Source organism: Bradyrhizobium sp. WU425, assembly GCF_021052305.1.
In the GTDB taxonomy this organism is placed as follows: domain Bacteria; phylum Pseudomonadota; class Alphaproteobacteria; order Rhizobiales; family Xanthobacteraceae; genus Bradyrhizobium; species Bradyrhizobium canariense_D.
On sequence record NZ_CP088089.1, the window covers coordinates 1,414,180 to 1,426,565 of the forward strand.

Annotated in this window: 12 protein-coding genes; 5 read left to right on the forward strand and 7 right to left on the reverse strand. The window is 65.6% G+C overall.

The genetic code is table 11. The features are described from left to right. Positions 1–26: 26 nt before the first annotated feature. The 5 genes from BcanWU425_RS06735 to BcanWU425_RS06755 all read right to left on the reverse strand — a co-directional run bounded on the left by BcanWU425_RS06735 (position 27) and on the right by BcanWU425_RS06755 (position 5,110). Positions 27–839: a DUF2076 domain-containing protein gene (locus BcanWU425_RS06735; RefSeq protein ID WP_204512401.1), complete on the reverse strand. Its 813-nt coding sequence runs from the start codon at positions 837–839 to the stop codon at positions 27–29. 134 nt (positions 840–973) lie between these two features. Then, the gene (locus BcanWU425_RS06740; RefSeq protein ID WP_204512400.1) at positions 974–1,819 is read right to left on the reverse strand and encodes a ChbG/HpnK family deacetylase; all 846 of its coding nucleotides are present in this window, start codon (positions 1,817–1,819) and stop codon (positions 974–976) included. Then, on the reverse strand, positions 1,816–2,877 hold the full coding sequence (locus tag BcanWU425_RS06745) for a glycosyltransferase family 2 protein (RefSeq protein ID WP_204512399.1): 1,062 nt from the start codon (positions 2,875–2,877) through the stop codon (positions 1,816–1,818). The genes BcanWU425_RS06740 and BcanWU425_RS06745 overlap by 4 nt, the downstream gene beginning before the upstream one ends. Positions 2,878–2,977: 100 nt before the next feature. Beyond that, on the reverse strand, positions 2,978–3,955 hold the full coding sequence (gene hisG, locus BcanWU425_RS06750) for an ATP phosphoribosyltransferase (protein ID WP_018453440.1): 978 nt from the start codon (positions 3,953–3,955) through the stop codon (positions 2,978–2,980). A gap of 3 nt (positions 3,956–3,958) precedes the next feature. After that, entirely contained in the window at positions 3,959–5,110 is a 1,152-nt protein-coding gene (locus BcanWU425_RS06755; RefSeq protein WP_204512398.1) for an ATP phosphoribosyltransferase regulatory subunit, read from the reverse strand. Positions 5,111–5,848: 738 nt separating this feature from the next. Here BcanWU425_RS06755 and BcanWU425_RS06760 point away from each other — a divergent pair. Beyond that, positions 5,849–6,793 (forward strand): helix-turn-helix domain-containing protein, encoded by a 945-nt coding sequence (locus tag BcanWU425_RS06760; protein ID WP_231190239.1) that lies wholly within the window; start codon positions 5,849–5,851, stop codon positions 6,791–6,793. 9 nt (positions 6,794–6,802) lie between these two features. Here the strand turns inward: BcanWU425_RS06760 and BcanWU425_RS06765 are convergent, their stop codons facing one another. Continuing rightward, entirely contained in the window at positions 6,803–7,552 is a 750-nt protein-coding gene (locus tag BcanWU425_RS06765) for a 16S rRNA (uracil(1498)-N(3))-methyltransferase (RefSeq protein WP_204512397.1), read from the reverse strand. Between the two features lie 209 nt (positions 7,553–7,761). Between BcanWU425_RS06765 and BcanWU425_RS06770 the strand changes: the two genes are divergently transcribed. Continuing rightward, positions 7,762–8,421 (forward strand): hypothetical protein, encoded by a 660-nt coding sequence (locus BcanWU425_RS06770; protein ID WP_204512396.1) that lies wholly within the window; start codon positions 7,762–7,764, stop codon positions 8,419–8,421. After that, positions 8,418–9,350, forward strand: a complete 933-nt coding sequence (gene ubiA, locus BcanWU425_RS06775; protein WP_018453445.1) for a 4-hydroxybenzoate octaprenyltransferase — start codon at positions 8,418–8,420, stop codon at positions 9,348–9,350. The genes BcanWU425_RS06770 and ubiA overlap by 4 nt, the downstream gene beginning before the upstream one ends. On the opposite strand, the gene BcanWU425_RS06780 is transcribed toward ubiA, so the two are convergent. Continuing rightward, complete coding sequence (locus BcanWU425_RS06780) at positions 9,347–9,865, reverse strand: DUF6101 family protein (RefSeq protein WP_018453446.1); 519 nt, start codon at positions 9,863–9,865, stop codon at positions 9,347–9,349. The genes ubiA and BcanWU425_RS06780 overlap by 4 nt on opposite strands. 264 nt (positions 9,866–10,129) lie before the next feature. Here BcanWU425_RS06780 and BcanWU425_RS06785 point away from each other — a divergent pair, with 264 nt between their 5' ends. Next, positions 10,130–11,533 carry a TldD/PmbA family protein gene (locus BcanWU425_RS06785; protein ID WP_018453447.1) on the forward strand — a complete coding sequence of 468 codons (1,404 nt, stop codon included), beginning with the start codon at positions 10,130–10,132 and terminating at the stop codon, positions 11,531–11,533. Further along, positions 11,520–12,338 carry an inositol monophosphatase family protein gene (locus BcanWU425_RS06790; RefSeq protein WP_018453448.1) on the forward strand — a complete coding sequence of 273 codons (819 nt, stop codon included), beginning with the start codon at positions 11,520–11,522 and terminating at the stop codon, positions 12,336–12,338. The genes BcanWU425_RS06785 and BcanWU425_RS06790 overlap by 14 nt, the downstream gene beginning before the upstream one ends. Positions 12,339–12,386: the final 48 nt, after the last annotated feature.

A 12,386-nucleotide genomic window follows, 5' to 3' on the forward strand; every position in this document is an offset into this window, starting at 1 on the left:
CTCGTTTGGAGCAAGGATAAGAAGCGTCAGGCGTAATCGCTGCCGCCATCGTCGCCGCCGCCGAAATCGCTGTCGTCGGCGAGGTCGACATTATCGATGCCATTGTCGTTCTGATCGTTGTAATTCTGGTCGTCGTTCGAAGCGTGGTCGGCGAAGCCCTGCCGGGAAGCATCACCGCGGTTCGAGCCGATGTCATCGAGGCCGGCATCGCGCGCGAGCGAGCCGCCGGACTGATCGCTGCCGGTCCAGGGGCTGCGATCGCCCAGAGCATTGGTGTCGCCGAAGGCCTGCTGATGCGATCCGCCCATCATGCCGCGGATGCTGGAGAGCAGCAGCGAGCCGCCGACGACGCCGGCCGCGGCGGCCGCCGCCGTGCCGAGGAACGAGCCACCGCCACCGCCGATCGGCGGCGCACCATAGCCCTGACCCGGTCCTTGGCCGTAGGCCTGTCCGTACGGTGGTTGGCCATAGCCCGGCTGTGGCTGCTGCATCGCCTGGCCGCTGTTCCAGACCGGCCGCGAGTCACGCGGCGGTACGTTCGGAACCGAGCCGCGCGACGGACCCCCGCCGAATAGCGTGTCGCGCATGGTGTCCAGGAAACCGCCGGACTGCGCCTGCTCGGGCGCCTGCGCCGCCTCCAGCTCCTGGATGCGATTGTGAGCACGCTTCAACGCCTCGTCCTGCAACAGCACGGTCTGCACCAGCGCATAGATGGCGCCGGGCGCCTTGCGCAGGCCGTCGGAGATCGCGGCGATCGCGTCGGGATCGCGCGGTGCATTTTCCAGTTTCGAAAGCCGGTCGAAAAGCTCGTCGACGAGCTGGCGTTCCTGCGGCGTCATGGTCAGTCTCCCTCGCGCAAAACAAGCGCGAGGCAGATGTAGGGTTCCATTGTGGCCCCAACAGTGCCGGCTGGATTAAATTTCGGTATGCGACAAGCTGCCCGCGGGCGGCTTTCTCGCAAACTTGGCCGGTTTTACCGCAGCGTGACGCCGCTGTCCGTCAGCAGGCGTGCAAAGGCATCGCCGGCGAGATAGGCGTGCTCGCGTTCGCGGACATCCGTCATCGGGTCGAGCCCGGTGAGAATTTCGTCGACGAAGCCGGGATGACACATGATGAGGCCGCCATCCGGCAGGCCTCCGAGAAATTGCCGCATCAGCTCGCCGAAATCGGCCGCCCGCGTGAAATCATAGGCGCCGGCGAAACCGGGATTGAAGCTGAGGCCCGCGCTGCCGGCACGGCGGCGGAATTGCGCGCTGAGAATGTCGAGCACCATGGCTTTCGGTGAGGCCAGCCGCTGCATCAGCGGCAGGTCGCGGCCGCCCTGGCGCACCCAGGCTTTTGGCGCGACTTCGCTCACCGCATCGATAAAGCCGTCGCGCACCTGCGGGTAGAGCTGCACATGCTGATGGCCGTCGACGAAGTCAGGCGCGCGTCCGAACGCTTTCGCGAAGGCTGCCAGCTGCGCCTTGACCTCGTTGCGAAAGAACTCGCGGTCGAGCCTTCGGGCAAGACCCGCGCGCAGCAGCTTCGGAAACGGGAGAAACATGTCGCCGTCGAGCGGACGGAAATGCATGGTGAGCGGCCGGAACGGTGCCGACAACGTCACGTGCAATCCGATCGCGCAGCGTGGGCTCGCTTGCGCTGCCGCCTGGAGCGCCTCGATCTCGCTGCGCTCGACCGCAGGTCCCACCATCATCACCGAGGTAGCGTTGAGACGGCCGCGTTCGATCAGGTCGCGGATGGCGCGATTGACGCCCGGGCTGATGCCGTAATCGTCGGCGCAGAGCCAGATCCGCCGCAGCGGCGCGGCCGCGCTCATTCGGCCGCCGTCCTCTTCGCGGCGTCCAAGCTTGAAGCGTCCTGGGCCTTCTCGGTTTCGAAATGCTTTTCACTGTGCTCGGCGACGAAGTAGATCGGGCGCGCCTTCAGCTCGGAGAGGATCTTGCCGATATATTCGCCGACGATGCCGATCATGATGAGCTGCACGCCGCCGATCGTCATCAGGCCGATCACGAGTGAGGGATAGCCGGGCACCTGCTTGCCGGTGGTCAAGACCTCCCACAGGATCGACAGACCGAACAGGAACGCTCCGCCGGCGAGGATCACGCCGAGCAGGCTGGCGAAGCGCAGCGGCGCCACCGAGAACGAGGTGACGCCTTCGATCGAAAGTCCAAGCAAACGCGCGGCGCTGAAGGTCGTCACGCCATGGGTGCGCGGCGCGGGCTCGTAATCGACGCGGATCTGGCGGAAGCCGATCCAGCTCGCGAGGCCCTTGAAGAAGCGGTTGCGCTCGGGCAGCTGCCTCAGTGCTGCGACCGCGCGCGGCGACAGCAGGCGGAAGTCGCCGGCGTCTTCGGGAATCTTCTGGCGCGCGCCCCAATTGATCAGCGCATAGAAGCCGCGTCCGGCGAGCCGCCGCAGGAAGGGCTCGTTGTCGCGATGCGCCTTGGCGGTATAGACGACGTCGTAGCCGTCCTCGATCCAGTGCCGCACCAGTCGCTCGACCAGCGACGGCGGATGCTGGCCGTCGCCGTCCATGAACAGCACCGCGCCGAGCCGGGCATGGTCGAGGCCGGCCATCAGCGCGGCCTCCTTGCCGAAATTGCGCGACAGCGACACCACCTGGACGTCGACCGCGTCGGCCGGCAGCGAGCGGGCGATCGACAGCGTCGCGTCCGCGCTGCCGTCATCGACATAGACGACCTCGCAAGCCAAGCGATAGCGCTCCCGCAAGGTCTTTGCGAGATCGCAGATGCGCTGGTGCAGGGCGGCGAGGCCCGCGGCTTCGTTGTAGAGCGGGACGACAATCGACAGCCCCTTCGCGGCGGCGCTTGCCGCGTTGGTCGTCATGCCGGAAACGTCAGAGCCCAGCGTCATCGATCAAGGTTCCAGAGGCGTTCAAGGTCATCTCAACAGCATATGGTAGCTGCCGTTTGCTGTCGCTACGCTGAACGGAATTGCTCAACAAACTTTGGGCTCACTGCCGCAGGAACGCCTCGAGCCTGGCGAACAGCGGGTTCTCCCGGTCGAACACGTAATCCAGCGAAACCACCGAGACGGTCTCGGCGCCATGCCCGCGCAGGAAGCTCGCGAGTGCATAGAGCTGGCCCGGCGGGCAGTGCAGCGTGAGCATGCCTGACGAGGTCGGTCCGCCGAACGGGGCTTCGACGCCGAAGCGCTCGTGGGCCTCGGTGAGCATGGCCGCGTCGCACTGGCGGAAGCGGGTGCGGACTTCGCGGTATTTGTTGGCCCGCGCCCGCGCCGCGATGTGATCGAGGATGATTCGCGCGGTCTCCCGCGCTTGCGGCGACCAATCGGCGTCCCTTGAGGCGACCAGATTGGCCTGGCTGCGCAGGATCACGCCGTCGTCGAGCACCCGCAATCCGTTGGCGGCGAGCGTCGCGCCGGTCGTGGTGATATCGACGATCAACTCGGCGCTGCCGGCGGCCGGTGCGCCTTCGGTCGCGCCCGTGCTTTCGACGATGCGGTAATCGGTGATGCCTTGGCTCTGGAAGAAGGCGCGGGTGAGATTGATGAACTTGGTCGCGACCCGCATCCGCATGTGATGCTGCTCGCGGAAGCCGGTGGTGACGTCGTCGAGGTCGGCCATGGTGCGGACGTCGATCCACGCCTGCGGCACCGCGACGACGACGTCGGCATAACCGAAGCCGAGGCCTTCGATCAGGGAGACGCGCTTGTCGGCGTCCGCGATGGTCTCGCGCACCAGATCCTCGCCGGTGACGCCGAGATGCGCCGAGCCGCGGGACAGTTGCGAGGCGATCTCGCTCGCCGAGAGATAGGCGACCTCGACATTGTCGAGGCCCGCGAGCGTGCCGCGATAGTCGCGGGCGCCGCCCGCCTTCGACAGCTTGAGCCCGGCGCGGGCGAAGAAGGCCTCGGTGTTTTCCTGAAGGCGACCCTTGGAGGGAACGGCCAGAACGAATGGCGCGCTCATGACTTAAGCTCCCACCTTGCGGCCGATCCGGGTCAGCGCATCCACCCAGACCGAGAAACCGACCGCGGGGATCGGCTCGGCCGATCCAAGCTGGGTCATCAGCCCGTCATAGCGGCCGCCGGCAACCAGCGGCTCGGCGCCGTTGCCGCGGTGATGCAGCTCGAATTCGAAGCCGGTGTAGTAGTCGAGCCCGCGCCCGAACGCGGTCGAAAACCGCGTCCCCTTCACATCGATGCCGCGCGCCGCCATGAAGCCGACCCGGCTTTCAAACTGGTCGATCGCAGCACTGAGGTCGAGCTTCGCATCATTGGTGAGCGCGCGCAGCTCGGCCACGGCGTCATCGGGGTTACCCGATATCGACAGGAAACGCTTGAGCACGGCGATGGCTTCGCGCGGCAGCGCGCCGCCCTTCAGCGTCGACTGCTCGAGGAAGCGGTCGGCAATCTCGGCCGTGGTGCGGCCGCCGACATTGGTGGTGCCGGCGATCGACATCAGATCGGTGACGAAAGCGAGTGCTGCCTTGCGGTCGGAGCCGGCGAGCGCCGCGAGCACGCCCTCATATTCGCTGCGGGTCGCTGTGGTCGCGGCCGCCAGCCGTTCCAGATCCTGCTCCAGGCTGATCTTGCGGTTGAAATCCTTGACCAAGCGGCGGCGCCAGACCGGATAGAGGTCGAGCGCGTCGAGCAGCGCGTTGAACAGCGCCACGTCGCCGGTGCGGATCTCGACGTCGCGAACGCCGAAGGCGGCGGTCGCCTCCAGCGCCAGCGCCAGCATCTCGGCATCGGCCGCGGCGCGGTCCTGGCGGCCGAACGACTCGATGCCGGCCTGCAGGAATTCGCTGCTCTGGCCGTTGCGGTAGCGGAACACCGGGCCGAGATAACTGAACCCGGCCGGCTGGCCGGCACGGCCAGAGCTGAGGTAATCGCGGGCCACCGGTATGGTCAGGTCCGGGCGCAGGCAGAGCTCATCGCCGGAGAGGTCCGTGGTCAGGTACAGGCTCTTGCGGATGTCCTCGCCGGAGAGATCCAGGAACGGTTCGGCCGGCTGCAGGATGGCGGGCTCGGCCCTGACATAGCCGGCCTGGCCGAACGACAGCAGCAGCGTGTCCGCCCAGGCGGCGGAGCCGGCAGCGTTTGAGGTGGCAGTCGCGGTCATCTCGGGGTCCATCGTCCCGGTGGAACCGGGCAGGGCAAGCAGGGAACGAATTGCCGCAGGCCTTAGCATGGCCCGAAAGCGGTTTCGACCTCCAAAGGATCAATCGCTTAACAGCGCCGGAGCGACGCGCCGTCAGCAGAGGATGCGAAGCCCAAATCAGGTATCGTCGCCAAGCTAGGTAATATAATACCGATCGATCGCGCTGCGGCCGACCCAGTTAGGTTGGACGCCTCACCCTCATTCATTTCGGCCAGGCAGGTCTCCGGGCCGCTTTGACGAAGGAATGGGCCGCCTGGGCGGAAAGCTCGGCCCTCGCATGTAACCTCATCCGCGAACTGCTTGGCCCGGTTGAGGATGTCCACTGGTCTCATGCTCAATTTGGGTAGGGCGGACGATCCGTTCGCAGAGCCTTGGTTTACCATGCGAAAGTTGGTTTCCGATTCATGCGACAACGCACAGATGTAATCCGAACGGTCGCGCGACACACGCTGGCCTATATGCTGTTTTGATTAGCGAGATGTTCCGGCACTACGACTTAGATCCACTCGACCTTCTGATCGTTCGTGCCATTCTCAATGCCCCGCGACCTGCGGCGCGCCGGGGCCAGAGGGCCGGGTGGTTTGCGTCGCGCTAAAGTCGCCGTCTCTACGAAGAAGGTCAGGTAAGCAGCAGAACATGGATCAAAGCCGTCTAGTCCCTGCTCGCGAGGCAATGCAAAAGATAGCGGCGGATCGCTTGATGTCGTTCCAGGATCTCAAGCCATCCTCGGCGCTCGAGCTCAAATCGTATGACATCGATCATTTCGGTGAGACCGAGAAATACGCCGGCGCATCGAGCATGCCGTTGTCTGTCGGGACGACCGCGATCATGCGTGCCCGGCTCACCTTGCCGACCCTGACCCTGTCGCTGTTGAAAACCTTCCCCCGGATCATTCGCGGCTATCAGCTCACCAATGCTGCCGCAGTGGTGGTACCGATGGATCACGTGACCTCTGCCCGCATCAACGGGCAATCGATCGGCGGTTCTGTTGTCATTCTAAAAGGCGGTTCAGATTGCTTGGTGCATGAGCCGGAGGGGCGTCTGCTGGCGGTGGTCTACTTCAGTCCATCCGGGCGGGAGCCATTGCCTGAATTGAGCGATGGATGCCATTTGCTGAATCCGGCGCCGGACGTGCTTGCCTCGCTGCGCCGTCTGATCTCGATCTCGCTTGAAACCGCGGCAAATGACCCGGACTTCCTGAACGAGCCGGCTTCGCAAACGATTGTCGAACGATCACTGCTCAGCACGATGGATGCGGCGATCTGGTCCAGTGTCGCAAGCGCACCTGCGTCGTCCACCACCGAGCATTATCGGCGGATCGTGGCTGATATGGAAAAACTGATTCGGCGCGATCTGATGATCTGGCACAAGACCACCGAACTGGCGGAACAGGCGGGCGTGTCGGTCCGGACTCTCCAGAGTGCGACACGGGCCATCTGCGGCATGAGCCCACATCGCTATAGCCGGGTCTTGCGCCTCTGGTCGGTACGCAAGCAACTGCGCACCGGCCGAGCAGGCCGGAGTGTGAAGTCCTGCGCGCTTGCGCATGGTTTCTGGCATCTCAGCGAATTCGCAGCGAGCTACAGAGAGGCTTTCGGAGAGTTGCCTTCGGAGACCCTGAACCGATCGCTACGAGGCGAATAGCAACGTGCCTTAGCCGCGTTCGCCACCCCAGTCGCCCAGCACCGCCTGCACCAGCGCCAGCGCGGCCACCGCGGCGGTGTCGGCCCGCATGATGCGGGGTCCGAGCGCCAGCCGCAGGATTTTCGGCTGCCGCAGCAGCAGGACCCGCTCTTCCTCGGCAAAGCCGCCTTCGGGTCCGATCAGCACGTCGATTCCCCCGGCGCGTGCGGCTTGCAAGCTCCGAATGGGGTTTTCGAGCTCCGCCGCCTCGTCGCAGAAGATCAGCAGCCTGCCAGCGGCGCGCTGGGTCAAGAAGCGCTCCAGCGGCACCGGCTCGGCAACGGTGGCGATGCTGAGAATGCCGCATTGCTCGGCCGCCTCGACGACATTGGCGCGCATCCGCTCGGTATTGACGCGTGAGGCCTGGGTGAATCGGGTCAGAACCGGCTGCAGGCTGGCGGCGCCCATCTCGATGGCCTTCTGCACCATGTAGTCGAGCCGGGCATGCTTGAGCGGAGCGAAGATGTAGGCGAGGTCGGGCAGCCGGTCCTGCGGCCGGGTCTGCTGGAGGATGACGAGACCGTCCGGCCGCTTGCGGCCTTCAATGGCGGCCTGCCACTCGCCGTCGCGGCCGTTGAACGCCAAAACCTCGGCCCCGGCGGCAAGCCGCAGCACATTGCCGAGATAATTGCTCTGGTCGCGGTCGAGCTCGACCCTGCCGTCCTGGGCAAGCGGGGCGTCGACGAACAGGCGGGGGCCGCGGAAATCGTGGGAAGGCATCGTCAAAGGTCCGATTTGCCGCCGTTCTTAACCGAAAGCAGTCCTTTCGGGGTAAATTTTGCCAAAATGGTGCGTCGGCGCGCCGCGCTCCCGCCCTATTCAACGGGTTGTTAAGGGCCGGCGGGAATCGTAAAATCGCGAGCACGGTGGTTGCGCTTCAATTGGGAAGACGCCGAACCCCGCAAGCTCCTGCCGGAGAGACTGCCTTGATGATCCGTCATTTGATGGTTCCGATCACTGCCGCCATGGTCACGATGGGCGCCGTTGGTGCCTATGCGCAGGGCTTCCCCGCGCCGCTGCCGGGCCAAGCCCCAACCAGTTCCGCCTTCCCGCCCGTCAATGGCTCGGCGCCCGTCGCCTCCGTCGGCGGCGCGCCGCAATCCTCCTTCCCCGTGAATGGCGCCGCTCCTGTCGGTGGCGCCGGCGCCTTCAGCGCGGCCCCGCCGACGCAAGCCGGTCCCGGCGAGGACTGCATGAAGGCGTTCATGCCTCTGCGCGAAGATGCCGAAAAACGCGGCAAGCTGATCAAGGCCGCGAGCGACCGTCACGCCCCGCCTGACGAGGCCTGCAAGCTGATCCGCAACTTCAGCCAGGCTGAGACCAAGATGATCAAGTACATCGAGGCCAACGCCTCGAAGTGCGGGATTCCGGCGCAGGTCGGCGCGCAGATGAAGGACGGCCACAAGAACACCGAGGCCATGGCGGCGAAGGTCTGCAATGTTGCGCAGCAGATGCAGAACCAGCCGCGCGGACCGGCCGGTCCGTCGCTGAGCGAAGTGCTGGGTTCGGGCTCGCTGCCCGAGGCCAATGCCGGTAAGAAGGGCGGCAGCACCTTCGACACACTCAACGGCAACGTCCTGACGCGATGAGCGACACGTCAGCCCGAGTTGCCGATTCCACCGGCAACTGGGTCGATACGCGTGCGCCGCAATGGGCGCGGCCTTATCTGCGCTTGTCCCGCTTCGATCGTCCGATCGGCTCCTGGCTCCTGTTGATGCCGTGCTGGTGGTCGGCGGCGCTCGCCGCCGGCATGGCCCATGACGTCCGCGGCCTGCCGCTCACCATCGTCCTGTTCTTCATCGGCGCCTTCGTCATGCGGGGGGCAGGCTGTACCTGGAACGACATCACCGACCGTGACCTCGACGACAAGGTCGAGCGCACCCGCTCGCGGCCGCTGCCCTCCGGCCAGGTGAGCGCGAAGCAGGCGCTGGCGTTCATGGTCGCGCAGGCGCTGATCGGGCTCGTGGTGTTGCTGCAGTTCAACCGCTTCGCGATCCTGACCGGCATTGCCTCGCTGCTGATCGTCGCGATCTACCCGTTCATGAAGCGCATCACCTGGTGGCCGCAGATCGTGCTCGGGCTCGCGTTCTCCTGGGGCGCCCTGATGGGATTTGCCGTCACCTTCGGGCGGATCGATGTCACCGCGCTCGTGCTCTATGCCGGCGCGATCTCCTGGGTGATCGGCTACGACACGATCTACGCGCATCAGGACGCCGAGGACGATGCGCTGATCGGCATCAAGTCCACCGCGCGCCTGTTCGGTGCGCATACGCACCAGGCGCTGATACTGTTCTACGGCCTCGCGGTGCTGCTGATCGGCGTGGCGCTGGCGTCGGGCGATGCGCGCTGGCCGGCCTGGCTCGGACTTGGGGCCTTCGCCGTGCATCTGGCCTCGCAGATCGGGCGGCTGAATATCAGCGATGGCGATCTCTGCAAGCGCCTGTTCTACTCGAACCGCGACGCTGGGCTGTTGTTGTTTGCGGGTTTGCTGGCCGACGCGGTGATGCGGACGGCTTAACTCCGGGCGATGATCTCGCGCTCATCGCGATGCACCGACAACTCCCGTGCGACACCGGTGCGGCGGCGCATCAGAAATTTCGGACGGCGGTCGCGAATCGGGTTGGCGCGGCGACGGCGCGGCGCGGGCTGGCGTGCGCCTTCGTCGAGCTGCGGAAGTGCGAACAGCTCGCTCCAGATTGCCCAGGCCTCAACGAGTTCGTCGCCGTCGGCGCTGACCAGCAGCGGAATGGAGAGCGAGGGATCGCGATGAACGAGGACGAGGGTCTGGGCCTCGTCGTTGCCGCGCAGCGCGACGCCGGTGAAGTCGCTGACGCGAACATTGATTGCCATCCGCATGCCGCGGACGGCACGGTGCAGCACGACACGTTCGCGATGAAGCTCGATCTGCCGTACATATCCGTCGGCGCGCGGATCATGCGCATCGAAGCGGACCGGAAGGGAAAGGGGGTCGAGCCGCAGGGAGCGGCTCGACCCGGCGGGAGCGATCCCGCTTGTTGCTGTTTGACGCCTCACGGCTTTAGTTCTCCCCGCCAGGATTATGTTCCCGGTCGATGCGAGGACCTTAGCGCGAGCCTTTCCGAAACCGCTTAAAAAGGCTGGTTAATCCAACCTCACCGCCGCGCATGATTGACAAGACCTTGGCGCGCATGATTGACGAGACGTTGCGCGCAAGGTGCGAATCTGAGCTTTTGGTGGGCTGAAAATGCTTGAAGTCCGCGCGATCAGGGCACATCTGTGGGTTCCGGTCCCGCAGCCCGCCCCAACAGGATTTCGTTTGTGAACCCTTCACCAAGCTCGACGCTTTCGCCCAAGGATTCGTCCACAGCCAGCCGCGACCTGTTCGACCAGTCTGCGCTCTCCGATCTCGCGCAGCGGCTGGTGGAGGCTGCAAGGCGCGCCGGCGCGGATGCGGCCGATGCAGTCGCCGTGCGTGGCGTCTCGCAAGGCGTCGAGGTCCGCGACGGCCGCGTCGAGGAATCCGAACGGTCCGAGGGCGACGATGTCGGCCTGCGCGTGCTGGTCGGCCGCCGTCAGGCGGTGGTCTCGACCAATGATACCAGCGGCGATGCCGTGACCAAGCTTGCCGAGCGAGCGGTTGCGATGGCGCGCGTCGCGCCCGACGACAAATATGTCGGCCTTGCCGATCCGGCACTGCTCGCGCGCGACTTCCCCGATCTCGATCTGCTCGACCCTGACGTGCCCGCGACCTCGGAACTCGAGCGTCGCGCGCTCGAAGCCGAGGCTGCGGCGCTTGGTGTGAAGGGCGTGACCAAATCCGGCGGCGCCTCGGCCTCCGCCGGCATGGGCGGCATGGTGCTCGTCACCAGCACCGGCTTCCACGGTTCTTATCTGCGGTCCAGCCAGGGCATCTCCGCCACCGCCATTGTCGGTGACGGCACCGGCATGGAGCGCGACTACGACTTCACCTCGGCGCCGCATGGTGTAGACCTCTTGTCACCGGAGATCGTCGGCCGTTCCGCGGGCGAGCGCACCGTGGCGCGCTTCAATCCGCGCAAGGTCGAGACCTGCAAGGTGCCTGTGGTGTTCGATCCGCGCGTCGCGGGCTCGCTGGTCGGTCACGTCGTCGGCGCCATCAATGGCGCTTCGATCGCGCGCAAGACCAGCTTCCTGAAGGACACGCTCGGCCAGCAGCTGTTCGCCAACAACATCCGCATCATCGACGATCCGCTGCGCAAACGCGGCCTGCGCTCGCAGACGTTCGACGCCGAAGGCGTCGCCGTGAAGAAGATCGCGCTGATCGACGAAGGCGTGCTGACGACCTGGCTGCTCGATTGCGCGACCGCGCGTGAGCTCGGCCTCACCACCACCGGCCATGCCCACCGCGGCGTGTCCTCCTCGCCGTCACCCGGCCCGTACAATCTGCATCTTGAACCCGGCACGCCGACGCCGGCCGAGCTGATCTCCGACATCAAGCAGGGGTTCTACGTCACCGATTTGATCGGCTCGGGCGTCAACGGCGTCACCGGCGATTACAGCCGCGGCGCCTCCGGCTTCTGGATTGAGAACGGCGAACTCACTTATCCCGTGAGCGAGGTGACGATCGCCGGCCATCTGTTCGAGATCTTCAGGTCGATGCAGCCGGCGAACAATCTCGAGTTCCGCTACGGCGTCAATGCGCCGACGGTGCGCATCGAGGGTTTGACGCTTGGCGGACGTTGACGCGAACGCAACCGGTGAAGCCATCCTGACGCGCGACGCGGCGCTGCTGCAAGAGACGGTGCGGGAGGCGGGCGCACTCGCGCAGTCGATGTTCCGCACCGAGCTGAAGAAGTGGACCAAGGGCGCGTCCTCGCCGGTCTCGGAAGCCGACATTGCCGTCAACGATCTCCTGGAAGCGCGCCTGCGCGCGGCGACGCCCGACTATGGCTGGCTGTCGGAGGAGAGCGCCGACGACGAGGTGCGGCTGTCGCGGCGGATGACCTGGATCGTCGATCCCATCGACGGCACCCGCAACTATCTCAATGGCCATGACGAATGGTGCGTCAGCGTGGCGCTGGTCGAGGATGCCTCGCCAGTGCTGGCCGCGGTGTTCGCGCCGACGAGCGAAGAGTTCTTTTTCGCCGCCCGCGGCCAGGGCACGACCCTCAACGAGGTGCCGGTGCGGGCGACGTCGGGATCCGAGCTTGACTTCTCGCGGGTCGCGGGTCCGAAGCCCCTGGTCGAGCGCCTGAAGCCGTCACTGGGCGAGATCAAGCTGCATCCGCGAATCGGTTCGCTCGCGCTGCGTCTGTGCCGGGTCGCTCATGGCGCGCTGGATGCGGCTTTTGCGGGCGGCAACAGTCATGATTGGGACCTTGCGGCGGCGGATTTGATCGTGCAGGAAGCCGATGGTAGGATGAGCGATCTCTCCGGAGATCCCATCCTCTATAACCGCCGGCAAGTCACGCATGGGGTGCTGGTGGCAGCGGGTCGCGATCGTCATGCGAACATTGTCTCGCATTTTCGAAACCGCCCCTTGCCGTGAAGCGCTTTCTCGTGCTTGTCGAACACTGCTTTGCCGGGCAGCCCGTTA